This window comes from Ruegeria sp. AF5 (assembly GCF_056541905.1).
Window position 1 is genome coordinate 45,720 of sequence record NZ_JBQFYZ010000012.1, and the last position, 24,867, is coordinate 70,586.

22 protein-coding genes are annotated in these 24,867 nt (G+C 58.6%); 10 read left to right on the forward strand and 12 right to left on the reverse strand.

Going from position 1 to position 24,867, the window contains the following annotated elements; translation table 11 throughout:
- Nucleotides 1–110: 110 nt before the first annotated feature.
- The 3 genes from ACR0DS_RS15520 to arfB all read right to left on the reverse strand — a co-directional run bounded on the left by ACR0DS_RS15520 (nt 111) and on the right by arfB (nt 2,436).
- Nucleotides 111–1,127, reverse strand: coding sequence for a P1 family peptidase (locus ACR0DS_RS15520; RefSeq protein WP_480560110.1), 1,017 nt, complete (start codon nt 1,125–1,127; stop codon nt 111–113).
- A gap of 82 nt (nt 1,128–1,209) precedes the next feature.
- Complete coding sequence (locus ACR0DS_RS15525; RefSeq protein ID WP_209505169.1) at nt 1,210–1,956, reverse strand: SDR family oxidoreductase; 747 nt, start codon at nt 1,954–1,956, stop codon at nt 1,210–1,212.
- Between the two features lie 60 nt (nt 1,957–2,016).
- The gene (gene arfB / locus ACR0DS_RS15530; protein ID WP_209505170.1) at nt 2,017–2,436 is read right to left on the reverse strand and encodes an alternative ribosome rescue aminoacyl-tRNA hydrolase ArfB; all 420 of its coding nucleotides are present in this window, start codon (nt 2,434–2,436) and stop codon (nt 2,017–2,019) included.
- A gap of 57 nt (nt 2,437–2,493) precedes the next feature.
- Between arfB and ACR0DS_RS15535 the strand changes: the two genes are divergently transcribed.
- Complete coding sequence (locus tag ACR0DS_RS15535) at nt 2,494–2,958, forward strand: YybH family protein (RefSeq protein ID WP_480616829.1); 465 nt, start codon at nt 2,494–2,496, stop codon at nt 2,956–2,958.
- Between the two features lie 40 nt (nt 2,959–2,998).
- On the opposite strand, the gene ACR0DS_RS15540 is transcribed toward ACR0DS_RS15535, so the two are convergent.
- Together ACR0DS_RS15540 and mgtE are read right to left on the reverse strand one after the other, a co-directional pair.
- A complete protein-coding gene (locus ACR0DS_RS15540) occupies nt 2,999–3,448 on the reverse strand; it encodes a CBS domain-containing protein (protein ID WP_480487867.1) in 450 nt (149 codons plus the stop codon).
- Nucleotides 3,449–3,504: 56 nt separating this feature from the next.
- Complete coding sequence (mgtE, locus tag ACR0DS_RS15545) at nt 3,505–4,869, reverse strand: magnesium transporter (RefSeq protein ID WP_480487869.1); 1,365 nt, start codon at nt 4,867–4,869, stop codon at nt 3,505–3,507.
- A 96-nt stretch (nt 4,870–4,965) separates the two neighbouring features.
- Here mgtE and ACR0DS_RS15550 point away from each other — a divergent pair, with 96 nt between their 5' ends.
- Genes ACR0DS_RS15550 through ACR0DS_RS15565 form a run of 4 tightly spaced genes read left to right on the forward strand, consistent with a single transcriptional unit; the run spans nt 4,966 to nt 7,692 of the window.
- Nucleotides 4,966–5,244: a hypothetical protein gene (locus tag ACR0DS_RS15550; protein ID WP_480482704.1), complete on the forward strand. Its 279-nt coding sequence runs from the start codon at nt 4,966–4,968 to the stop codon at nt 5,242–5,244.
- Between the two features lie 5 nt (nt 5,245–5,249).
- On the forward strand, nt 5,250–5,750 hold the full coding sequence (locus tag ACR0DS_RS15555; RefSeq protein WP_480487871.1) for an ATP-dependent zinc protease family protein: 501 nt from the start codon (nt 5,250–5,252) through the stop codon (nt 5,748–5,750).
- Complete coding sequence (gene rimK / locus ACR0DS_RS15560) at nt 5,747–6,652, forward strand: 30S ribosomal protein S6--L-glutamate ligase (RefSeq protein ID WP_480487873.1); 906 nt, start codon at nt 5,747–5,749, stop codon at nt 6,650–6,652. Before ACR0DS_RS15555 ends, rimK begins: the two co-directional genes overlap by 4 nt.
- Before the next feature lie 5 nt (nt 6,653–6,657).
- Nucleotides 6,658–7,692, forward strand: coding sequence for a succinylglutamate desuccinylase/aspartoacylase family protein (locus ACR0DS_RS15565; RefSeq protein ID WP_480487875.1), 1,035 nt, complete (start codon nt 6,658–6,660; stop codon nt 7,690–7,692).
- A 48-nt stretch (nt 7,693–7,740) separates the two neighbouring features.
- On the opposite strand, the gene ACR0DS_RS15570 is transcribed toward ACR0DS_RS15565, so the two are convergent.
- Together ACR0DS_RS15570 and ACR0DS_RS15575 are read right to left on the reverse strand one after the other, a co-directional pair.
- A complete protein-coding gene (locus ACR0DS_RS15570) occupies nt 7,741–7,974 on the reverse strand; it encodes a hypothetical protein (protein WP_480616831.1) in 234 nt (77 codons plus the stop codon).
- Between the two features lie 150 nt (nt 7,975–8,124).
- Entirely contained in the window at nt 8,125–8,373 is a 249-nt protein-coding gene (locus ACR0DS_RS15575; RefSeq protein ID WP_480560108.1) for an EF-hand domain-containing protein, read from the reverse strand.
- Nucleotides 8,374–8,629: 256 nt separating this feature from the next.
- Here ACR0DS_RS15575 and ACR0DS_RS15580 point away from each other — a divergent pair, with 256 nt between their 5' ends.
- A complete protein-coding gene (locus tag ACR0DS_RS15580) occupies nt 8,630–9,496 on the forward strand; it encodes a LysR family transcriptional regulator (protein ID WP_480560106.1) in 867 nt (288 codons plus the stop codon).
- A gap of 337 nt (nt 9,497–9,833) precedes the next feature.
- Here ACR0DS_RS15580 and ACR0DS_RS15585 read toward each other — a convergent pair whose 3' ends face one another.
- From ACR0DS_RS15585 to ACR0DS_RS15600, 4 genes are all read right to left on the reverse strand, one after another.
- Nucleotides 9,834–10,478 carry a queuosine precursor transporter gene (locus tag ACR0DS_RS15585; RefSeq protein ID WP_480560104.1) on the reverse strand — a complete coding sequence of 215 codons (645 nt, stop codon included), beginning with the start codon at nt 10,476–10,478 and terminating at the stop codon, nt 9,834–9,836.
- 91 nt (nt 10,479–10,569) lie between these two features.
- A complete protein-coding gene (locus ACR0DS_RS15590; RefSeq protein ID WP_480538468.1) occupies nt 10,570–11,454 on the reverse strand; it encodes an esterase-like activity of phytase family protein in 885 nt (294 codons plus the stop codon).
- Entirely contained in the window at nt 11,427–12,290 is an 864-nt protein-coding gene (mepA, locus tag ACR0DS_RS15595) for a penicillin-insensitive murein endopeptidase (RefSeq protein ID WP_480538466.1), read from the reverse strand. The genes ACR0DS_RS15590 and mepA overlap by 28 nt, the downstream gene beginning before the upstream one ends.
- Nucleotides 12,287–13,654 (reverse strand): MFS transporter, encoded by a 1,368-nt coding sequence (locus ACR0DS_RS15600; RefSeq protein ID WP_267365406.1) that lies wholly within the window; start codon nt 13,652–13,654, stop codon nt 12,287–12,289. Before ACR0DS_RS15600 ends, mepA begins: the two co-directional genes overlap by 4 nt.
- Nucleotides 13,655–13,783: 129 nt before the next feature.
- Between ACR0DS_RS15600 and ACR0DS_RS15605 the strand changes: the two genes are divergently transcribed.
- The 3 genes from ACR0DS_RS15605 (at nt 13,784) to yaaA (ending at nt 16,992) form a co-directional block, all read left to right on the forward strand.
- The gene (locus ACR0DS_RS15605) at nt 13,784–14,071 is read left to right on the forward strand and encodes a YggT family protein (protein ID WP_170382138.1); all 288 of its coding nucleotides are present in this window, start codon (nt 13,784–13,786) and stop codon (nt 14,069–14,071) included.
- Nucleotides 14,072–14,149: 78 nt separating this feature from the next.
- A complete protein-coding gene (recQ, locus tag ACR0DS_RS15610) occupies nt 14,150–16,189 on the forward strand; it encodes a DNA helicase RecQ (RefSeq protein WP_480560102.1) in 2,040 nt (679 codons plus the stop codon).
- A gap of 32 nt (nt 16,190–16,221) precedes the next feature.
- Nucleotides 16,222–16,992 (forward strand): peroxide stress protein YaaA, encoded by a 771-nt coding sequence (yaaA, locus tag ACR0DS_RS15615; protein WP_480560100.1) that lies wholly within the window; start codon nt 16,222–16,224, stop codon nt 16,990–16,992.
- A gap of 47 nt (nt 16,993–17,039) precedes the next feature.
- On the opposite strand, the gene ACR0DS_RS15620 is transcribed toward yaaA, so the two are convergent.
- Nucleotides 17,040–19,298: a response regulator gene (locus ACR0DS_RS15620; protein WP_480560098.1), complete on the reverse strand. Its 2,259-nt coding sequence runs from the start codon at nt 19,296–19,298 to the stop codon at nt 17,040–17,042.
- A gap of 115 nt (nt 19,299–19,413) precedes the next feature.
- Here ACR0DS_RS15620 and ACR0DS_RS15625 point away from each other — a divergent pair, with 115 nt between their 5' ends.
- A complete protein-coding gene (locus tag ACR0DS_RS15625; protein WP_480560096.1) occupies nt 19,414–24,840 on the forward strand; it encodes an alpha-2-macroglobulin family protein in 5,427 nt (1,808 codons plus the stop codon).
- Nucleotides 24,841–24,867 lie beyond the last annotated feature (27 nt).

The following is a 24,867-nucleotide window of genomic DNA, read 5'->3' on the forward strand; positions in this document are numbered from 1 at the left end:
TTGTGCTCCGATACAAATTGGCTGCACCGAATGGACCCCCGGCGCATAAAAGTGTCAACGCGCGGATTGCCGCGCGCATCTACAGTGCCACTGCGACACATGGTGTGTCCTTAACTTAAGTCATGTACAGCGGTCCAGCAGGGCAACAGGTCTCCTTTTGCCGGAGTCGCCAGAAAAATCGCCCGCGCGATGGCGCGGGACAAGCACAGCGAAGCCGCGTGCCCGATCAGAGCGAGATCGGCTTCGGATGCGATGGGGCGGGCGCCGGTACTGATGCCAAAAACCAGATCACCGTCGCCGGGTGTGTGTGCGGGAAGGATCGCCCGGGCAATTCCGTCGTGGGCGGCAACGGCCAATCTTTGGCATTGGGGTTTGGTCAATGCGGCATCCGTGGCAACGATGGCGATGGTCGTGTTTGTCTGTTCGGGTTGCGCTGGACTCATGGCCATCGCTTTGCGGCTGGGGCGGATCCGGCTTTGATCCGGCGACATATCGGGACCTAGCCCGCCAAATTCATCGCCAGCTTCGAAGGGTGCTGCCCAGAAATGCCGGTCACCCGGTGTTGTGACACTGCCTAGCGGGTTCGCCGCAACGAGGGCCCCGACCGTGACCCCGCCAGGCAGAATGGACGAAGCAGAGCCAAGCCCGCCCTTCTGCATTGCGGCCAACGCCCCGGTGCCCGCCCCGACGGACCCCAAATCAAAATCTTTTGAAGCGGCCAGATAAGCGGCTCGCCCCAGCGCACGATAGGGGTTTTCCACCCAATCCTTTGCACCGCCATTGAGCAGATCAAACAGGATCGCGCCGGGAATGATCGGAACCTTCGCGGACCCGACGGGAAACCCGCGCCCTTCGGCCCGCATCGCATCTGAAACACCCGAGCAGGCGTCCAGTCCAAAGGCCGATCCGCCGGACAGAACCAGCGCGTCCACCCCTGTGACGGTTTTATCAGGCGCGAGTAAATCAGTTTCGCGCGTACCCGGTGCCCCGCCCATCACATGGACCGACGCAACGAACGGTTTATCTGCCGTAACAACCGTGGTCCCGGACTTCAGCGTATGGTCCTGGGCGTTTCCAACCTTCAGGCCGGGGACATCGGTAATCAGGTTTCTTGGTCCAGGGATCATCTTGAGCTCGGGATTGGAGCGGGGAAGCGCGCGGGCGCGCGCTGCCTCCGGCGGGGATATATTTGGCCAGATGAAGAGCGGATCAGATGCATCGGCCGCCATCGACCTCGAGCGCGGTGCCGGTGATCATGCTGGCCTCGTCTGAACACAGGAAACAGGCGGCGTTGGCCATGTCTTCGGGTGTTGAAAACCGTCCCAGCGGGATGGTCGCCAGAAATTTGGCGCGAATCTCGGGCGTGTCTTCGCCCATGAAAGATTTCAACAGCGGTGTTTCGCCCGCCACTGGGCAGATCGCGTTCACGCGAATGCCGGTTGGGGCCAGTTCGACCGCCATAGTTTTGGTTGCCGTGATCATCCACCCTTTGGACGCGTTGTACCAGTTCAGATTCGGGCGCGGTGACAGGCCCGCTGTCGAGGCCACGTTCAGAATTGCGCCCGCGCCGCGCGCCTTCATATGGGGAACAAATGCCCGGGCGGTCAGATAGACGGACTTCATGTTCACGTTGAAGACCCGGTCGAAATCGTCCTCGGTGACGTTTTCCAAAGGGGTTGGCAAATGGGTAACACCTGCGTTGTTCACCAGAATATCAAGCGCCCCAAAGGCGGTGAGTGCCGTGTCCGCCATCCTTTGAACCGAAGCCCCGTCGCCGACGTCGACCTGATGCGCCAATGCCCCGGCCCCAAGTTGCGCCGCCATCTCAGCGGCTGCGTCACCGTTGATATCCGCGATCATGACGCGTGCGCCTTCGGCCTGGAATTTCTGCACGATCCCCGCACCGAACCCCGATGCGCCACCGGTGACGATTGCGGTTTTTCCCTCCAGCCTCATGACGTTGCCCTTTTGCAGCCTTTGCGGGCCAGACTATCAACGCCCCGGCAAGATGCCAGATCAATCTTCAGACACCTTTCCCCGCAGCGCCTTGACGTCGCCACGCGCCTTTTTCGCGGCAAGTCGACGCTTGACCGAACCATAGGTCGGTTTCGTTGCGATCCGCCGTTTGGGTTTAACCAGCGCGCGGGAGATCAGTTCTGCCAGCCTTGCACGCGCGATTTCACGGTTGCGGGCCTGCGAGCGTGTTTCCTCACATTGAATGATGATTGCGCCGTCTTTGGTCCAGCGTCGCCCGGCCAGTCGCTTTAACCGGGCTTTGACCGGATCGGGCAAGGACGGCGAGCGCGCGGCTTCGAAGCGCAGCTCGACTGCGGTCGACACCTTATTGACATTCTGCCCTCCGGGACCGGACGACCGTACAAAGCTTTCGGTCATTTCCCAGTCTTGCAGCGCGATATCATCGGTGATGTGCAGCATGGCAGTGTCAGCTTGGTGACTTGGGCGAATGAAAAAGAAGAGTCGCGATCCCGACCCGTGCCGTCGGATACCCGCAACATGCGGGCGGGCGTAAGCCATTGCGGCACAGCATTTCAGCAAGTCTCCTCATCCTCGGTGCCTAACGCAGTGCATATGTGCGATCAAGCCTGCTTTGGCAGGTCGCGCAATTCAGAATCCTGGCGGTGGCCGGGACGTTTGTTCGCGTCAGCTGCGTTCTTTACCGAAGACGTCATGTTGTTGGCGCCCGGCGAGCCCCTGCTGCGCGGGCGCGAAGCGTTCATCGAAGCCTATAAGGAAAGAATGAAGGAAAACATCGGCGGAACACATACAAATGAGTTGATCGATTTCGGTGTCGATAGTGATACCGCCTATCAGGTCGGATCCTTTGCATTTGCTGACTCTGATCCGCCGGAAAAAGGGAAGTTTGTGAACGTCCTGAAACGCCAGACGGATGGCACCTGGAAAGTCAGCATTTCCATTTCCAACAGTGACCTTCCTTAGCGGTCCTGAGTGGAGAGCGAGCAGACACGGAACCGCGGTGTCAGGCGATTGACTGGCCCTGAGCCCCGCGGGCGATATCACGCAACACCTTCAGCTCCAGCTCGTCTTCCTCATGCACCCGTGCCAGGATTTCTTTACTGCTCACAACGGCAATTGCTTTTCCATTCTGAGTTACGACAAGGTTTCGGATCTTGTGTTTGGCCATCAGATTAAGACCGGTCGACAACTTCGAGCCCAGCGCGCAGGTGACGGGTTTTTCCGTCATCCAGTCACCCACAGTCTGCTTGTAAAAAGCCGAGCCGGAATCCGCCAGGCACAGCAGCACGTCATGATCCGTGATAATCCCGACCAGCTTCCCATCGCTGAGAACCGCCAACGCATTCACGTCCAGCAACGCAATGGTGACGGCCGCATCGAACACCGTTGTGTCAGTGTCGCAAAATGGCGGCTTTTTCAGGTTCTGCGTTTTGACAATGCTTGAGATCGTCATGTCTTCCTCGTGGTTGAGCGCCCGACCCCTGTGTTGATCAGGGCGCATGAAAAACACTAATTCAGGAGTGGCATCATCGCCGTTGCAAGGCTCAGGACCAGAAAAAAACCCGCCATGTCAGTGATCGTTGTCAGCAAAGGGCCACTGGCGACCGCCGGGTCCTGACCGATGCGCTTTAACAACAATGGCAGAACGCCACCGATCGATACCGCGATGATCGTGTTCAGGCCCAGCGCGCCGCCAATCACCAAACCCAGAAACGGGTTTCCTTTCCACATCCAGGCAACGAGTCCGATTAGCAGGCCAAGGACACAGCCGTTGATGATGCCGACCGAGACCTCTTTTAACCAGACCCGCATAGCATCAATGGGCCGAACCAGACCAAGCGAAAGCTCGCGCATGCTGACAGCAACGGCCTGATTGCCGGAACAACCGCTCATATCCGAGACCATCGGCAGGAACACTGCCAGTGCGATCACGGCGGCAAGGGTCTGTTCATAGGCGGCAATCACGCTGGCCGCGGCCACGTTGAGCACGATGTTGGCCGACAGCCATTGAAGCCGACGCCGCGCCCTGAGCGGCAAGGGCATCGATCGCAGTTCGTCCCCAAAGACACCCTGACGTTTCAGGCTTGCGGATTCCGCGCGCTCTAGCAGGGCCTCATCCACGGCAGAACGGGAAACGACACCCACAAGGTTCCCGTCCGTTTCGACAACCGGCAACCCAAGAAAAGGGTGCTCATCGAAAAGGTCCTCCAGTTCTTCCAGTGGCATGCCGGCCGGAACCGTGATAGGGGGCACCATGATATCGGTGAGTTTGATGCTTCGCCGTGTGGACAGCAGGCTGCGTAAGGACAGCACTCCGACAGGCACGCCATCGGAATTCAAAACGTAGGGGTGCTGGCCACGGTAACGTTCCAGATCGTATTCTTCATGAGCGAAACGCCGCAGAACCTTTCCGACTGTATCGCCATCGGAAAAGGTAAAGGCTTCGGCCACCATCAGACCACCGGCGACATCGTCGTCATATTCAACCAGCCGCCGGACATCCGCCGCATCTTCCGGGTCCATCCGGGCAAGGATCGCTTCTGCATCGGCGTCTTCTAGTTCACCGATCAAATCCGCCTGAATGTCGGAATCCAGCTCAAGGATGATCTCGGCGGCCTGTTCGGATACCAAGCGTTCAACAAGATCGACCGCCAGCGCGTTTGGCGCTTCTTCGACCAGTTCGGCCGCACGTTCCGGTGGCAGCAACGAGAGCGCGGCGCTTCGCTGGTCAACGGGCAGGTTGAGCAATTCCCGCAAGGCATCGCTGAGCGAAAGCGGATCAAGCAGGTCTGCCAGCGCCGCCCCGTCGCGATTTTCCAACGCCAGCTGAAGCTGCGTCCCTGTTTCCTTTGGTAAGGAGTCCGTATCGCTCATCCGCCGACCTGTGGGGGTATAGATTCTTAACTTACGCCGATATAGCAGAAATTATTTGCCTATAGACAAAAAAATTTTTGATTTGTAAGAAAGTGCATGCAGGAAAATGACTGGATATCCGCCGCAGCCGAACGTCTGGCCGTCTTGTACGATCAGGAGTTTGGCGGCAAGGCCAGCGGACGGTATCGCATTCCGGACAAGTTGGTGCGTCGGATCGCCGGGCGCAGGCGTTTGTATGAAGCAGATATCCGCGCCCTGTCGATCGCACTTTTTGAACTTGGGTATGTGTTAATCGATATGGATAGTTTTTACGTTGTGATGAGCGCGAATTCGTTTGTGAATTACCGGCGCGCCAATGATGACTGCGTGGCTTAGTCGCCATGGCTAAACAAACAGGATACCCCGAAGTCATAGGATGGCGCGAGCGGATCAGCCTGCCCGAGTTCGGGATCGAGCATATTCCAGCAAAGATAGACACAGGCGCCAGAACCGCGGCCCTGCATGCCGTGGACCAGACCGTGTTCGAGGTTGATGGCGAACGATGGGTCGAGTTCATGATCCCGGTCCATAACCGCCGTTCATCGGGTCGGGTGCGCACGCGGGTTGTAGACGAGCGGGAAATCAAGAACACTGGTGGCATTCCGGAACGCCGGTTGATTGTCAGAACGCAACTTCTGCTTGGACGGCATCGCTGGCTGATCGACGTTTCGCTGGCCAATCGCGCGAGGATGGAGTTTGATCTGATCCTTGGCCGCACCGCCATTCGACGGCGCGGGATCCTTGTCGATCCCGGCCACTCATATCTTCTGGATGCACGAAAAGACCCGAAAAAGATGAAGAGCAAGACAAGATCCAAGGACGCAGAAGGACGACATCAATGAAGCTTGTCATGCTTGCCCGAAATCCAAACCTGTATTCCCACCAGCGTCTGAAAGAGGCTGCTGAACAACGCGGGCACCAGTTGGATATCGTGAACACGCTACGCTGTTACATGAATATCGCGTCGCGCCGACCCGAGGTTTATTACGACGGCAAAAAGCTTGGGCGCTATGACGCGGTGATCCCACGGATCGGCGCTTCGGTCACATTCTATGGGCTGGCCGTGTTGCGGCAGTTCGAAATCATGGGTGTATTTCCGCTCAACGAGTCGGTTGCAATTGGCAGATCCCGTGACAAGTTGCGGTCCATGCAGCTGATGGCACGTGACGGGATCGGATTGCCGGTCACCACCTTCGCGCATGACCCGAAACAGACCGACGAAGTTCTCAAACTGGCGGGGGACGCTCCGCTGGTGGTCAAGCTGCTGGAGGGCACGCAGGGCATCGGAGTGGTGCTTGCGGATTCAAACCGGTCGGCAAAATCCGTGGTCGAGGCGTTTCGCGGCGCCAAGGTCAACATCATGGTACAGGAGTTCATCAAGGAAGCAGGCGGCACGGATATTCGTGCGCTTGTGGTCGGTGGAAAGGTGATCGCGGCGATGCAACGAAAAGGGGCAGAGGGCGAGTTCAGATCAAACCTGCATCGGGGTGGCAGCGCCAAGCCTATCAAAATCTCACCCGAGGAACGCTCGACAGCCGTGCGTGCGGCCAAGGCCATGGGTCTTAATGTGTGCGGTGTCGATATGCTGCGCGCCAATCACGGCGCCGTGGTGATGGAAGTAAACTCTTCGCCCGGGCTTGAAGGTGTTGAAAAGGCCACCGGCATTGATGTCGCGGGCAAAATCATCGAGTTTCTCGAAAAGAATGCAGCCAAAGGCAACACAAAGACACGAGGCCGTGGGTAAAGGTGATGCGCGGTCCCTTTGAAATCGGAGGTTTTCGCGTACCGCCCGGCACACGAACCACTCTGGATTTGCCGGTTAGCGTACTGTCGGATCACACGCCGGTAAGCATGTCAGTACACGTGGTTCACGGTCGCCGCCCCGGACCGGTCCTGTTCGTCAGTGCCGCCGTTCACGGCGATGAAGTGATCGGCGTGGAAATCGCGCGGCGACTGCTTCGGGCGCCACAACTTGACAAGCTTGCGGGTACCTTGCTGGTTATCCCGATCGTGAATGCCTTTGGTTTCATGACACATTCCCGATACCTTCCCGACCGGCGCGACCTGAACCGTTCCTTCCCCGGCAGCGAGGGGGGGTCGCTGGCCGGTCGGCTGGCGCATCTTTTCATGACCGAGATCGTCGAGCGGTCGGACCTGGGGATCGATCTTCATTCTGCCGCGATTCATCGCACCAATCTGCCGCAGATCCGCGTCTCTCCGGCTTCGGATGTCACCCTTAGATACGCGGATGCCTTCGGTGCGCCCGTGGTGATGATTTCAAAGCTGCGCGACGGGTCACTGCGCAAGGCCGCGCAAGAGCGTGGTGTGGATATCCTGCTGTTCGAGGGCGGTGAGGGTCTGCGTTTCGACGAACTGTCTGCGCGGGCGGGGGTTGCAGGCATCCTTCGGGTGATGAACGCAAAGGGCATGGTTGCCAAGCGTGGCATCGCCGCTGTGCGCGAAAAGCCTGTCCATGTCCGGTCAAGCTCATGGATGCGCGCGCCCGCCGGTGGCCTGTTGCGGACTTTCAAAGCGACCGGAGAATACGTGGCCGCCGGTGACCTGCTTGGACGCATTTCCGACCCGTTCGGAGAACTCAGGACCGATATCATCTGCGAAACCACGGGTATCATCGTGGGGCGCACTAATCTGCCTGTCGTTCATGAAGGTGACGCGTTGTTTCATATTGCGGAAACGACCGGCTCGGATGTCGAAATGCGGGTCGATACAATTGCCAGCCAGCTTGACGGCGATCCGATGTTCGATGAGGACGAGATCATTTAGACGCCGGAGCCAAAAGAAACGCGGGGCAGTTGCCTGCCCCGCGCCAGCCTACAGGATCGCACGCAATCTGTTGCTCGCCAGCGCCTCCCAAGCGGCGAGCGCGATCAGCGCAGATCCCGTGAGCCAAGCATTTGCCACTGCCACACCATGACCGGTAAAATGCAGCACCTCGGGCGCGGCGATCAGCAATGCCCCGACCGCCAATACCGGAGCCACCCGTGCGAGAAGGTGGCCCCGGCCGCTAGCGCCTGACATGACCAACACACCAATACCGATCGTCATGAAGGCGAGCGACTCACGGTCAGACGAACCGTGAGCTAGGGTTTTCTGGCTGAACAGTACAAATGGGGACAGCACTAACCAGATACCCATTCCGGCAAGCATCCACCTGTAGGGTGGAGTGGGATTTCTCATGTTCACGGCAACCCTGGCTTATTCGTCACCCTTGGGATCAGGAAGCAACTCGACCTCGACCGCGGCAACCATTTCTTCGTCATTGAGGAAACCATCGGCATCCGTGTCAATTTCGGCAAAGCTCTCACTGGTAATATCGGGATACTTTGTCTGTAGCTCGGTCAGCGAAGCCAGACCATCACCGTCCGTGTCCAGTCCCACCGGCAAGGCAGCGGCCGGAAGGGCAAGAAATGACGCGAGCAGAGCAACAACAGAAACTCGACTCATTTTGTTCTCCATCAGGGAATGGGCGGTTTACCCATTGAGGGGTTGGTGCAGCGCTTGGGTGTCGGAGGCTTATCTACGGCAGACAGATTGCACCTGTTCCGCAGATCGGGTTGTCCACTATACGATGTAAACTATTGATTGGCGGTCCGATCCGGTGGGGGCACTTTCGCGCTACGCGGCATGTATCGCATATTCGCATAGCGTTGAATAACGAATTTATATCGCCCATAATATCGAAGATTCAAATAGGTCAACGATGAACATTGAACTCGCCCGAACTTTCCTTGCGGTCGTTGAAACCGGCACTTTTCTTGACGCAGCGGACAAGGTCCATGTTACGCAATCGACCGTCAGCATGCGGATCCGAACGCTCGAACAACAGCTTGGACAGCCCGTTTTTGAACGTAGCAAGTCCGGTGCGACCCTGACCATTGCCGGGCGGCATTTCCTCAAACATGCGCAGGTTCTGGTGCGAACGTGGACACAGGCCAAGCTGGATGCCGGTCTGCCGGCTTCGATGGCGGCTGCTTTGGAAATCGGCGCAACACCAAGTCTTTGGGACGGCTATCTGATCAACGCCCTGCCCGAGTTGATGGCGGCACTACCTGACGTCGCCATCCGGGCGACAGCGGCCCCGTCGGAAACACTCACGCGCGAGATCGAGGAAGGCAGCCTGGATCTTGCCATCATGTACCGGCCGCGAAACGCACCGGGCTTGACCGCGCTCCAGCTTTTCGAGGACGAGTTTGTCCTTGTCAGCAGCGGCCCGGAAGCCCTGCCCGCTGATCTGGGCAACGCTTATGTACTGATAGACTGGGGCCCGGAGTTTCGCGCCGATCATATGTTGAACTTTCCGGAACTTGATGCGCCGCGCCTTCAGCTGGGCATTGGCACCCTCGGCCTGCAATATCTTCGGTCGGTTCCCTCGGCCGGATATTTCCCAAGGCGCGTTGTCGAACCGGAGCTTTGCAACGGATGGCTCAAGTTGATCGAAATGGCACCCAGATTCGCTTATGCCGCCTATGTCGTGTTCGATGAAAGTGAGGAAGAAGGATATCCGGGTCAGGCCGCGCGGCAGCTTTGCCAGACATCAAGTGCACGCGGCCAGACACCGAAGCTTTGACGACACGTATTCACGCCGTTGCCGCGACCAAGCTTTATGCTGCGTGGAACGCAGCCAGCCTCCGCGCACGGTAAGTTTTGAACACCCCCAGAAAGTGAAGGGATCAAAAAGGGCCGCCCCAGCGGGACGGCCCTTCGAAAGTTCAGGAGGTCGGGTCGGTTAGATCAATCGACCAGCCGGAGCGAGCGCTCCGCCAAGGGCTGCCCTAACGGGCGATCCCCCCGGTTGTTCCGACACCTCTCTCCAATCTCTTTCTTGACACTGGATCACCTCCTTTTCTATCTGTTGCGGTTGAAAAGAAGCGTGCCACAAGTTGTGCCATTCTCAAAGCGTTTTTTTACACAGGCTGTACAGTCATCCGCGCAACGATCACCTTGAACGGGATCAGGGCGATCAGCGCCAGCGAAAGCTTCACCAACCAGTCCGCAAAAGCCAGCGTCACCCAAAGTGGTGCCATCGGGCCGGACAGCATGAACGGAACAGGTTCCCACGCCCAGTTGATTGCGGCGTCAGCATTGGCGCCGAAGAAGGTGACCGAAGCCGAAAAGGCGAGGGTGAAGAAGATCGCGGTATCCAGTGCCGACCCCACCAGCGTCGACACCAGCGGTGCACGCCACCAGCGACCACCGCGCAGGGAATTGAACACGGTGACATCCGTCAGTTGCGCGATCAGGAAGGCGGTTCCCGATGCAACGGCGATGCGCAGCGGTACGGCAGCATAGGTGAACCCGTCACCCTGCAACATGATCTGGCTGCCGATCAGCGAACAGATAACACCGGTGACAAATCCGGCAAACACGACCTTACGGGCCGGACCAACGCCATAGACGCGGTTCATAATGTCTGTGACCAGAAAGGCCAGCGGATAGGTGAAAGCACCCCATGTCAGCAGCCCGTCAAGGATCAGGAACTGGACCAGAATGTTCGACGCCACAACAATGGTGGCCATTGCAATAATGCCGGGAATGAAGTTACGTTGCATGTTTTGATGCCCGTTTTGACAAGGTAGCGGCGACTTGGCCAAGGGACCGTCCCAAGGCAAGCCGTGCCTTTAGACCTTTGCCTGCGCCCTGTCAATCGGGCAGCAGGTACTCCACAAGTTCGGTCCGCTGCAACGCCAGAAAGTTGTCATCTGAAATCATCGTGGCGCGCAACCGGCCCTGCCCGTCGCGCCAGACCGACAATCCTTCGAGGTTGTCATGCGCGCCCGTTCCGGTTTCGAACAGGGTTTCCTCGGTGCCTGGTTTCTCGTCTACCACGTCCCATCGCCGCAGTCGCGATCGAAAACCGACCAAGGATACCTTGCGTTCCAAAACGTAGAACCGTCCATCGGGACCGAAATCCGCGGCAACGGGTTTAAAGCCGCTGCGCTGTGGCAGAACAAACGGGGTCGACCATGTGCCGCCATTCCAACGGTAAACCGGAATGTCCCCTTTAGCGGTGCGGTTCTTTTCCGGCAAAGTGTAAAGCCAGCCGCGCCCATCAATGGCCAGAGCTTCGAAAGAACCATTGTCGGCAAGGTCCCGAAACGCATTCGGGCGAGGTAACACACGCGCGCTTGAGCCCGGTGTAGGGTAATAGGCGACACGATGCACCCCTTCGAACGAGATGAATATCCCGCCATCCGGCGTCACCGCGATGCCTTCGGAATCGCCGACGCCGCCTTTCATGATATGCCCATTGCTGGACAGCACCGGCCATTGACCAAGAACGTGAATATCCGCGATCTGGCCTTCGCGCCGCTCAATTCGCGCGGTCACGATCCGCGCCCGGTCGCTAAGCGCAATCATTTGGCCTCCGTCGTCCGAGATATGAAGCGCTGAAAATCCGCCAAACCAACTTGCTGGATGCCGCCAAACGAAACTGTCCAGGTGGACCGCAGATTTCACATCCAGCGCGGCGGCCACCGGGGCAAGAAACAGCGCTACACTCAGTTGGATTGCAAAACGGCGGAGCATTGTTGCGGCAAGTCGGCCAGAACGTATTCCCGGCGTTTCTTCGGCGGCGGCGCATTCGGATCGGGTGGCGGCGGGTTCAGGATGTTGTGCACCCATTGACGGGCCTCGGCGCAGCCATCGCCCTTGGGGGGTGGGTCCTGATTCACGCAACCCTTTGCCCCTCTGGGACAATTCAGGCGCACGTGGAAATGATAGTGATGCCCCCACCAGGGCCTTATCTTGCGCAGATAGTCGCGGTTCCCCTTTTCATCGTCGCACATCTGAACCTTGGCCCCGGGAAACACGAAAATCCGGGCGACACGCTTGTCTTTTGCCGCTTCGCGCAACAGCGCATGATGCTGCTTGGTCCAGTTGCTGTTGACGTAGGCGCCATTGGAACGACGAAGAGAGATGGACGAGATGTTTTCGCGTGACTTGCGGCTCAGGCGCATGTTTTCGCCCGGCAGCATCCAGATATCGATGTCCAGCCCCAGCTGATGGCTGCGATGGCCCGAGGTCATCGGCCCGCCGCGTGGCTGGCTGATATCCCCTATATAGAGACCGTTCCATCCCGGTTGACTGGCTGCAAATCTGCTGAGGTCCTGCACGTAATCGATCGTCTGCGGATGCCCCCAGTTGCGATTGCGCGACAGGCGCATAGCTTGCCATGTAGGTCCCGTTTCAGGCAGTTGAACTGCCCCCGCAGCACATCCGCGCGAATAACTGCCGAAAGCGGCCGGTTTTTGCTGTGAACCTTGTTTCTGCGCCCCGAACAACTGCTTTGCCAGCGGTTCTGCCGTCGCAGTGCCAGCAATAGCAAGCGCCGCCAAAATTACCAAAAAACGTTTTAAAATCATCTGCTCTGATCCCCTTCCGGTCTCACCCAGCGCATCAGGAATAGCCCCAGAATAAACAACAGAACGATGGGTGACACCCCCAGACGAGCACTTCCTGTCACCGAGGTGGCGATCCCGATCAGAAGTGGCGCAGCAAAGGCGGTGGCGCGACCCGACAGACCGTAAAGGCCAAAGCTTTCGACGGGGGTTGCCGGGTCCGTATGTCGGACCATCATCGACCGGCTACAGGATTGCAGAATACCGCCCATGCCTCCGATCAGGATACCGCAACCAAAGAAAATCATATCCGGCAAGCCTGACCCTTCGGACATGGCGATACCGAATATCTGGGACCGGTCCATTGAAACGATGGTGATGCAGACAAGGATCAACACCCAGATCGCAACGATGATCACGGGCTTGGGGCCATATTTCTTGTCCAGCTTGCCGCCCACCCAGGAAAATGCCGCTGCGGCCAGAACACTAACAATGCCGAAAACACCGATCTTGATCAGGTCCCATTCCAACACCAGCCGGGCATAGACCCCGCCAAAACTATAAAGCCCGTTCAGCGCATCCCGATAGAACATGGATGAGCCCAGGTAACTGGCCAGACTGGTGCGATGGCGTAGGTTAGACACTGATTTTGCCAACAGTCGCAGCGCCTCGGCAACGCTGCCCTTTTTGTTTGTCGTTTCGTCGTCATGGACCCAAAGGAAGTAGGGCACCATGAACAAGATGAACCACCCGGCAGTAAACGGCCCAACAAAGCGCGTGCCCTGCTGTTGCGACGCATCCAGCCCAAACAAGGGGTCCATTCCGATCAGCGTTTTACCGTTGGCCTGCTCCACAAACAGCGCAAGCATGATTGCCAGCGAGATCAGGCCGCCGAAATAGCCAAAAGCAAAGCCCGAGCCGGAGATTTCGCCCACTTCGCTGTCATCGCCCAGATCGGGCAGTTGGGAATTGATGAAAATCAGGGCGTATTCCGCACCGATGAAACCCAGACCGAAGGCAGACAGCATCAACCACATGTTCGAGCCATCGGGCATCGTGTACCAAAGCGCGCCGGAACCTACGGCGTACATCACGGAAAAGGCGAATATCCAGGGGATGCGCCGACCCGACACATCAGCCATCGCCCCCATCAGCGGTGCACCGAAGGCAATAATCAAACCGACTATGGTCATGCAGTTGGCCCAGACCACCTGTGCCTGTGCGTCTGCAGACCCTGCGTCCAGGCCGGATGCCAAATAGTACTCCGCAGCGACGCCCGCGAAATAAGGGCCGAACACGAACGTGACCAAAAGGGTGTGATAGGGCTGACTGGCCCAATCGAAGAACCACCAACCCCAGATACGCCTGCGCTTGGATATTTCTGCCATTTCTGCCCCTGTTTTCTTGTTGCGGTCATAAGACGGGGCTTTGGCGCAATTCGCAAGCGCAGAGTTCAGCCTACTTGCTCTTTGCTGAAAGGGTGCTTAGGTCTCGACCAACTAGAAAACGGAGTGCCCATGCTGTCGCTGATCCAAATCCTGCTGCTGATCCTGGACATTGTCTGGTTCATCATTCTGGCCCATGTGATCATGAGCTGGCTGATCAACTTTCAGGTGCTCAACCTGCACCAACAACTGGTTGCACAAATCTGGTACGGATTAAATCGGATATTAGAGCCTATTTACGGGCCGATCCGCCGCGTTCTACCCAATATGGGTGGGTTGGATTTGACCCCGCTGGTGGTGCTGATCGGCGTTTATGCCTTGCGGATCATCCTTATCAACAACGCGCCCTATTTCTACTGACCACTTGTTCACTGAATCTTAGTATGTGATTGTCCTGTCTTAAGAGCAGATAAACCTTAAAACAGGGCACCCCCGCATATGTTCGACGCCGCACCCTTGCTGCGAGATGTCTTTGGATTCGACGCCTTCCGCCCCGGGCAGGAAGAGATTGTCGACGCCGTGACGGCAGGTGAAAACGTGCTGGCGATCATGCCCACAGGTGGCGGGAAGTCTCTTTGCTTTCAACTCCCTGCACTGCTCCGCGATGGCGTGACGGTCGTTATATCTCCGCTCATTGCCCTGATGCGTGATCAGGTGCGGGGGCTGCAAGAGGCCGGGGTCGAAGCCGGTGCGCTGACATCCGGCAACACGCCCGAGGAAACCGAGGCCGTCTGGGACGCTCTGGAGGACGGGCGGCTAAAGCTGCTTTACATGGCACCCGAACGTCTGGCTGCCGGGTCTGCGCTTGGGACGCTCCGTCGGATCAACGTCAGCCTGATCGCCGTGGACGAAGCCCATTGTGTCAGTCAATGGGGGCATGACTTTCGCCCTGATTACCTGCGGATCGGAGAGTTGCGGCGCGCCCTGAAGGTTCCGCTGGCCGCGTTTACCGCCACGGCGGACGCCGAAACGCAGGATGAGATTGTCGAAAAACTGTTCGATGGCATTGAGCCACGCAAATTTCTGCGCGGATTTGACCGGCCTAACATTCATCTGGCTTTCGCCGCAATGGACGGACCGCGCAAGCAGATCCTTGATTTCGCAGATGCGCGCAAAGGCCAGTCCGGTATCGTTTACTGCGGCACCAGAAATAAAACCGAGGTGATTGCTCAGGCCCTGCGCGCCGAGGGGCACTCGGCTTGCCACTATCACGGCGGGATGGACCCCGAAGATCGCCGCATTGTCGAAACCCGTTTCGCGCGCGAGGACGGGTTGATCGTGGTCGCAACCGTGGCTTTTGGCATGGGCATCGACAAACCCGATATCCGTTGGGTCGCCCATGCGGACCTGCCGAAATCAATCGAAGCCTATTATCAGGAAATCGGACGCGCCGGACGCGATGGCGGCCCGGCCGAAACGCTGACCCTGTTTGGCCCCGATGACATTCGCCTGCGGCGATCACAGATTGACGAGGGTCTAGCGCCGCCCGAGCGGCGCATGGCCGATCATGCGCGCCTGAACGCCTTGCTGGGTCTGGCCGAGGCATTGGAATGCCGCCGCCAGACATTGTTGGGTTACTTTGGCGAGGCCACAGCACGCTGCGGCAAATGCGATCTGTGCGACAACCCGCCCGAAGTTTTCGACGGCACAACTCCGGTACGCATGGCCCTGTCCGCGATCCTTCGGACCGAGGAATGGTTCGGGACAGGCCACTTGATCGACATCCTTCTGGGAAACGAGACCGACAAAATCCGCGCCCGCCGCCATGAGGATTTGTCCACATTTGGCATCGGCAAAGATTGGACGCGCCCGCAATGGCAGGCCATTTTCCGCCAGATGATGGGCCACGATCTGGTGCGCCCAGACCCTGAACGTCACGGCGCATTGCGCATGACCGAGGCGGCCAAACCAATTTTGAAAGGCGAGGCAAAGATAAACCTGCGCAAGGATACGCTGCGCAATGCGGTACGTCGGCCTGCGGTCAAGGCTATGGTGTCCGAAGAAGACGCCCCGCTGCTGTCAGCGCTCAAGGCCAAACGCCGTGCCCTGTCCGAAGCTGCACGTGTTCCGGCCTATGTCATCTTTCCCGACCGCACGCTTATCGAGATGGCGGAAAAGCGCCCTGTAACGCTGGACGAAATGGCCCGGATCGGCGGTGTTGGGGCCAAAAAGCTGGAACGCTATGGCGACACGTTCCTTGAAGTGATCGCAGGGGCGGTAAAAAGCGTTCATCCGGCGCGGCGAAAGCTGGCTGGCCGCAATCAGGGTGAGATTTACGACCGCTTGATGGAAGTTCAGTCCTTGCTGTCGCGCGGACCGGACGGGATCGACAAGCCCCTGACCTGCTCGGCCTCACAATTGGCAAAGGTTGCGCAACTGCGCCCCGATGATCCCCGTGGAATTGCACAGGTGCTGGGTGATCGACGTCACGAAAGGTTTGGCGCTGCTTTTCTGGACGTACTGCGAGAGGCGGGCTAGATACCCCAAAACAGGCAAGAAAGAGGGCGGATATGCTGATCGTGATTTCCCCGGCCAAACGGCTGGACTGGGCCGAGCGGAGTGTAGGGGTAACGCAGCCCGATTTTCAGGATGATGCAATCCGGCTGTCCAAAACCGCCCGCAACCTGACGCTGGGTGATTTGAAAAAGCTGATGGACCTGAGCGACGATCTGGCACGCCTGAACCGCGACCGGTATCGCGCTTTTTCGGATGCACCCGACGCCAAGGCCACACGCCCGGCTGCTCTTGCTTTTGCTGGCGACACATATCAAGGACTTGAAGCTGCATCGCTGGACGAAGACGAGCTGTCATGGGCGCAAGACCACTTGCGCATCCTTTCCGGCCTTTATGGAGTGTTGCGACCACTCGATGCGATACAGCCCTACCGGCTTGAGATGGGCAGCAAACTGAAAACCCGAAGAGGGAAGAACCTTTATGAATACTGGCGCGACCAGCTGAGTAAGGCACTGAATGCACAAGGTGCCGAGATTAACAGCAACATTCTGGTGAATTGTGCCAGTCAGGAGTATTTTGGTGCGGTGGATTTGAATGCCCTGAACCTGCGCGTCATCACACCGGTCTTCATGGAAGAGAAGGGCGGCACCCCAAAGATTGTGAGCTTTTTTGCCAAAAAGGCGCGCGGTGCCATGGCGCGGTATGTCATCCAACACCGCTTGACCGACCCTAAGGGGCTGCTGGATTTCGACAGTGGCGGCTATGAATACCGCCCTGATCTGTCGGAAGCGGATAAGCCCGTTTTCGTCAGACCTTATGCGGCCTGAAACCCAGGTCACTTGAACTTGCATCCCGATGGCAAACGCCTGAAGTGTCAGCCCGATGAGGTCGGATTCGGGTTTTCGCCCCGCTCACGCCGGATTTTGACACTGGGCATGGTGTCTGCGACCGAGCAGACGCAATCGGGTTGGTGTTGCAGGATCATCTGGTGAATTCGATTCTTGTGTAGCGGTTTGGTCAGGTAGTGGTCCAAGCCGGCTGACAGAATACCCTGATCATCCCCCGCCATGGCATGAGCCGTCAGGGCAACGATGGGAACGTGACGACCGGTTGCAACCTCAAGCCCGCGAATTTCCGCTGTTGCCTGTTTGCCGTCCATCTTCGGCATTGAAATATCCATGAAGATCAGATCTGGCTCGAACGCCTGATAGATCTCAACCGCTTCAATCCCATTCGAGGCAAAGCGAAGATCGATATTCAGATCCTTGACCATCTTCTTCAGGATCAATTGGTTGGTGCGGTTGTCTTCTGCGGCAAGAATCCTCATGCGTCGGGGGTGCGCAGATTCAGAATCTCGCTTTTTAGAGACTGTTTTACCCACATCCAAAGGGCCCCTTTCCAACGATGAGCCGTCGAGGGCCATCAACCTGCCATACAACTCGGACCGAGGGATGGGTTTCTGCAAGACACCGTCGATCAGGTCACGGGCAGGATGCGCGTGAATCAAACCGGGGCTTGCAGACATCACGACCACCGGAATGTCACCCCACCCGCGATCCCTGAGCGCGACCGCAAGATCCAGCCCATCCATATCCGGCAGATCGTGGTCACAAAGAACCAAATCAATCTGATCATTCATCTGTGACAGCGCCTCGGTCCCCGACGTGCAAACCGTCACCTCAGCCCCCAGTCGCCCAAGCTGTTTGGCAAGAATGGCCCGGTTCACGGCAAGATCTTCGACCAGTAGGACATGTTTCAAACATTCCGCCAGGTTCGGAGGCTCGGGTTGCGGGCCTTCTACCGTGGGCAGTGTCACGCGAAAACCGAAACAGGATCCCTGTTCCGGTTCGCTTTCAACCCAGACCGAGCCGCCCATCAAGGTGATCAGCCGCTTGGTGATGGCAAGGCCAAGCCCGGTGCCTTCAAACTGGCGGTTGCGCTCGTCTTCGACCTGATTGAACTCGCCAAATATGTGATCGATTTTCTCGGCGTCGATGCCAATTCCGGTGTCTTCAATCGCGATATGGATGTCGCAGATCTGCACATCCGGGTTGGGCACCCCTGTCACCCGGACCAGCACGTAGCCTTCGGAGGTGAACTTGACGGCGTTGCCGACCAGATTGGTCAGAACCTGCCGTATCCGACCAGGATCGCCCACAAAAAGGGTTGGCAAGAACAAGTCGTAATCCACCAGCAATGTCAGCCCCTTATCGCGCACGCTGGGCTGTAGCAGCATCGCAACTTCAAGAATGCAACGTTCAAGATCGAACTGTTCGGGGTGCAGAGTCAGCTTGTCCGCCTCAATCTTGGAATAATCCAGAACGTCGTTGATGATGACCAGCAGCGCCTCACCCGAATTTCGGATCGTGTTGACGTATAGCCGCTGCTCTTCGTCCAACGGTGTCTCGTCCAGCAATTCGGACATGCCAACGATGCCGTTCATCGGGGTGCGGATTTCATGGCTCATATTGGCCAGAAAGGCCGACTTGGCCCGGTTTGCTGCTTCGGCCCTCTCGCGCGCCGCCTTAAGCTCGATTTCGTGCCGGACCGACGCCGTGATGTTGAGAGCAAGGCTCACCATATCGCCACCGCTGCCGCGCTGGTCGATCAGGCGGATATAGTGACCGTTCCAAAGCTGCATGACGATTGGTGGCGGGTTGGCGCGGCTCCAGCGGGCCAGCATTCTGTCCTGCCAGTCTTCCGCAGATTCATCCCCGATATCGACAATACCTTCTGACGTCAGCAAATGCAGAATACGCGGGTATGATATCCCCGGCGCGACCTCGTCCAGGCCTTCAAAAACGCTCAGATACGCGGTGTTTGCGCCGATCAGCCGGTTGTCACCGTCAAAAAAGGCAAATCCGTCCTGAATTGTCTGAATCGAGTGCCACAAACGGCGTTCGGCAACCTCGATCTTGGCGTTGGCCACGCAGAGATCGGATTTGACCTTTTCGTTTTCATCCCGAACGGTTTCAACCTCAGCCTGCGTTTCGCCAATTCGTTTGGTCAACGCCATGGCATGTTGACCCAGTTTGCGATTGGCTGCCGAAAGCTCGGCCTGCTTCAGGGCCAGCATTCGTTCAGCTGCCAAGCGCGCGCGCCGTTCCTGTGCCAATTTATATGCAAGACTCATTTGATTGATTCCAGAACGTTCTGCACCCAGCATCCCGACAGAGGATGAAAAACTGTTTAAGCCGTTGCACAACAGGCGCACGCCATGCAACGCTGTGTCCAAAGAGGAGGGCACCATGCGCCGCTTTGTTTTTATTTCAATAGCTTACGTCATTTCGCTTTTGGTCCTGCCCAGCGCCACCCAGGCGCAAGATGCAGTGCCTGAATTCCGTTACATCACGACGCGGGACGCAGATTTTTATGGCTCGGATCTGGACGCCCTTTTCGATACCGATCTGAAGTCCTGCATTCAGGCCTGTTCCGCCAATACGCTTTGCACCGCGTTCACCTACAACACCCGATCCAATGCCTGTTTTCCAAAAAGCGGTGTAAACCGGCAAGAGGCCTATCAAGGGGCTGTATCCGCACAGAAGGTGTCTACCCCAGATCAGACCCAAACATTGGCAAAAACGCGTGCAAATGCGTTGAGTGTACTTGGTACTGCTGACCTGAAGCAGGCCGCAGATCAGGCACGCGATCTGGGCTTTGTTCATATGGCGCAAGGCAACGACCTGCAGGCTGTTCTGGGCGCGGCGCGCAGCGCGAGCAGCCCGCGACAGGCGACGAATTGGACTGGTGTGGCCGTATCGCTCAGTGACGCGCCCGATTTATGGGTGGAATACGCGCGCCTGTTGTTGCAGACAAACTCTTCGGACTGGAGTGAACGGCGCGACCTGCGCAACCGTGCGCTGAATGCCGCAACCAATGGCTACTTGCGCGCCGATACTCCCGGCACGCAGGTTGCCGCCCTAATGACATTGGCCCGCGCCCTGGAAGAGGTCGAGCGCGGGCGCGATATGATCCCTGTGCTGCGGCTGGCAGAGCAAATCCAACCGCGCGAGGATGTACTGGCCGCGCTGAATGATGCCATCAAGAAATACGGGTTTCGCGTGGTCGACAGTTCTGTGGAAAGCGACGCCGTTGCACCGCGGATCTGCGTCGAGTTTTCAGAACCGCTGGTCAAGGCGGGGGTCGACTATGATCCGTTTGTCCAGCGCAACGATGACGGGTTGGTGGTACAGGCTGAGGGCAGGCAGCTGTGCGTTGGCGGTGTCGCCCATGGTCAGCGCTATCGCCTGACGCTACGCGAAGGCTTGCCCTCCGCCTCGGGCGAGGCGCTGAACCGCAATGTTGAGCTTGCCCATTACGTGCGCGACCGGGCGCCTTCGGTCCGGTTTCCCGGGCGCAGCTACGTTCTGCCGAAATCCGCTGATGCTGCGTTGCCCGTTGAAACGGTCAACGTCACCGAGCTGAACCTGATCCTGCGGAGGGTCAGCGACCGGAACCTGTTGCGCGCGGTGCAGCAGGATTTCTTCGGTCGTCCGCTTAGTGAATGGCAGGAAGCAGAATTTTCCGATGAAATTGCCGAGGATATCTGGACTGGCATCGCCGAAGTGGCCAACGAACTGAACCAGACCATGACGGCGCGCCTGCCCATGGCCGAGGCGATCGCGGATCAGCCCGCCGGTATTTATGCTCTGACCGCCCGTGTTCCGGGGGCTGATCCCTATGACGACCCGGGCGCAACGCAATGGTTTGTTCTGTCCGATCTTGGGATCAGCAGCGTGCTTGGCACCGACGGGTTGCACGTCACGGTGCGCGGGCTGAGCGACGCGGCACCCCGTGAAGGTGTCGAGGTTTCACTGGTCACAAGCGCAAATGCGGTCATCGCCGAAGCGCGAACGGATGAATCGGGTTATGTCCGGTTCGATCCCGGCCTGACACGGGGCAAGGGGGCAAGTGCGCCCGCGCTGGTGATGGCATCGACCGGGGACAGTGACTTCAGCTTTCTATCCCTGACCGATCCTGCCTTTGACCTGTCAGATCGTGGTGTTGAAGGACGTGCACCTGCGGGGCCGGTTGATGTTTTTCTAGCCACGGATCGCGGCGCTTATCGAGCCGGAGAGGTGATCCACCTCACCGCCTTGTCGCGCGATGGTGAGGCGCAGGCTATCGAGGGCCTGCCCCTGATTGCGATCCTGTATCGCCCTGACGGCGTGGAATACCGCCGAACCGTCTCGGATGGCGGCGTCGCCGGGGGGCATATCTTTGCCCTGCCTGTTGCGGAGGATGCACCGCGCGGTGCTTGGCGGATCGAGATCAGGTCTGATCCCAAAAGCGATGCGTTGGCGCGGCAAACAGTGCTGGTAGAAGACTTCCTGCCGGAACGTATAGATTTTGAGCTGACCCTGCCGGACGCGCCCCTGCGTCCCGGCGACAGCCCTCCGCTTTCGATCGACGCGCGCTATCTGTTTGGTGCGCCGGGGTCGGACCTGAGCATCGACGGTCAGGTTATCGCACGCCCGGCGGACACAGTGCCGGGCTACGACGGGTATCGCTTTGGCCGCTATGACGCCGAGACATCGATCAAAAGCACCTATTTTGGTGACACGCGTACAGATGCAAACGGCAAAGCATCTATTGCCGTTGAAATCCCTGTGTTAGAGACGGAAGGGAAGCCAATTGAAGCCGAGGTTATTGCGCGACTGGCTGACGGCTCAGGCCGCCCTGTTGAACGTCACCTGAGCGTTCCTGTCCTGCCGCCGCAACCTGTCATCGGTGTCAAACCCCTGTTCGAGGACGTACTCCCTGAAGGTACCGAGGCCGCGTTTCAGATCATCGGCCTTGCACCCGACCTGAGCCCCAGCCCGATGCGCCTGCGCTGGACGCTGAACAAGATCGAAACGCGGTATCAATGGTATCAGCTTTACGGAAACTGGAATTGGGAACCGACAACCAGACGCACTCGCGTTGCCACCGGAGAGATTGACGTCGCCACTGAGCCTTTGACGTTGTCCCAACCCGTGGACTGGGGCCGTTATGAACTGGTGGTCCAACGTATTGATGGCACCTTTACGGAAACCGCTGTCGATTTCCACGCAGGCTGGTATCAGGCCGCAGATGCTTCGACCACGCCTGACCGGCTTGAGATGTCGCTGGATCGCGACAGCTATCGCGCCGGGGAAACCGCACAGCTGCGCATCGTTCCGCGCATGGCAGGTATCGCCCAAGTCGAAGTGCTGTCGAACCGACTGATCCATCGCCAGATGGTTGCCGTAAAGGAGGGCGAGAGTGTTATCCCGATAGAGGTGACAGAAGATTGGGGTGCAGGTGCCTATGTCACTGCCACGGTGATCCGACCGATGGATGTTGCGGCCGGTCAGAACCCGGCACGCGCCATGGGCGTCGCCTATGCTGCCATTGATCCTGCGGATCGCACGCTGTCGGTTGCCATTGAGGTGCCCGAGGTTACCTCGCCCCGTCAAACACAGAAGGCCCTTGTTAGGGTCGAAAATGTTACAAGCGATGATCCAGTCTGGCTGACCCTTGCTGCTGTGGATGTGGGCATCCTCAACCTGACGGGGTTCGAAAGCCCAAGCCCGCAAGCGTACTATTTCGGGCAACGTCGGCTGGGTGTGGACCTGCGTGATGTTTACGGGCGGCTGATCAACGGCATGAACGGAACGATGGGTACGGTTCGCTCTGGCGGCGACAATGACAACGGGATGCGCCGCCAATCCCCGCCACCGACGCAAGATCTGATGGCGGTGTTCAGCGGCCCGGTTCAGGTCGGTGCGGATGGCGCGGTTGAGGTCGACATCCCCCTGCCCGCCTTCAATGGTACGGTCCGACTGATGGCCGTCGCGTGGTCACAAAAAGCCGTCGGTCAGGCCGAAGCTGACATGATCGTCCGCGATCCGGTGGTGGTTACTGCCAGTCTGCCGCGGTTTCTGGCCCCCGGCGATCAAAGTCGGATGCGGCTTGAGATTGTCCATGCGGATGGCGCATCCGGAGACATGGCGCTTGGCCTGACCACCACCAGTGGGCTGGAACTGGGCCCGGTACCGGCAAGCTTTCTGCTGGAGGATGGTGGCAAAGCGGTGTTCGACATCCCTGTAACGGCCCATGTTATTGGCGATCCAGAGATCAGCGTTTCCATCACCACGCCAGACGGGCGCGATCTGTCGCAAACCCTGCGGATGCCGGTGCGGGCCAATGATCCCGTGATTGCCCGGACACGGCGCTTTGCGCTGGGTGCGGGCGACAGCTTTTTGTTTTCGCAGGATGTTTTTGATGGGTTTCAACCCGGCTCGGCCAAGGCCATCCTGTCCGCCGGAGCACTGGCAAAGTTCGATATGCCCGGCCTGCTGGATCAGTTGAACCGTTACCCTTATGGCTGCACCGAGCAGATCACAAGCAAGGCGCTGCCGCTGCTTTACCTGTCATCTGTTGCGCAGGCCTCGGGGCTGGGCAATGGCCCGGAGGTGAATCAACGCATCACGGAATCAATCCGAAGCATCCTGACTCGTCAGGCTGCAAACGGTGCCTTTGGCCTGTGGCGCGCAGGCAGCGGTGATTTCTGGCTGGACGCCTATGTGACCGATTTCCTGTCGCGCGCCCGTGCGCAGGGGCACCCGGTACCGGATCAGGCTTTTGCGCAGGCCATGGATAACCTGCGCAATCGGGTCAATTATGCGCCGGATTTTGACGAAGGTGGTCAGGATATCGCTTATGCCCTGATGGTTCTGGCGCGGGAAGGCGCGGCGGCGATGGGCGATCTGCGTTATTATGCGGATGTCAAAGGGGATGCTTTCGACACGCCGTTGGCTGCAGCGCAACTGGGCGCTGCGCTGGCCTCGTACGGGGACCAGACCCGCGCAGACGCGATGTTCGCCCGTGCGGCGCGGATGCTGCAACAGGTGCCGAACGATCAGGAAAACCACTGGCGCGCGGATTACGGCACCCGCCTGCGGGATGCGGCGGGCCTGCTGACCCTGGCGGTAGATGCGGGCAGCGAGGCGATTGACCGCAACGCATTGATCCAACGGGTAAGCACGGGCCGCACTCCCCTGTCCACGCAAGAGGCCACATGGTCCCTGCTGGCGGCGCACGCGCTGGTGTCTGATCCGTCCGGCTCCGGTTTGACGGTCAATGGCGTGTCAGTATCCGGCCCCTTTGTTCAGGTTCTGCAATCCGGGCAGGCGGAAGAGGTCAACATCACTGCGACCGACGGTCAGGCAACCGATATCACCCTGACGGTGACCGGAATCCCCGAAGATCCGCCTGGGGCTGGTGGCACCGGCTATGCAATCGAACGGCAGTATTATTCGATGGACGGCGATCTGATTGACGCAGGCCGCTTTGCCGTGGGGGACCGGTTTGTCACGGTTCTGACGGTCACGCCGTTTGAAAGCGGTGGGGCGCGTCTGATGGTGGACGATCCCCTTGCCGCCGGAATCGAGATTGACAACCCGAACCTGCTGCGATCGGGCGATGTACGGTCGCTGGACTGGTTGGATCTGTCTGATGCCACACATACCGAGTTCCGCTCGGACAGGTTCCTGGCTGCGGTTGACCTGTCAAGGCGCCAGACCGTGACACTGGCTTATGTCGCCCGTGCTGTCACACCGGGCGTGTTCCACCGTCCCGCGGCCTCGGTCGAGGATATGTACCGCCCCCAGAACCGTGCGCGAACGGCGACGGGACGGGTCGAGGTGCAGTGACCGGCCATCTTTCATATCCCTGTTTGG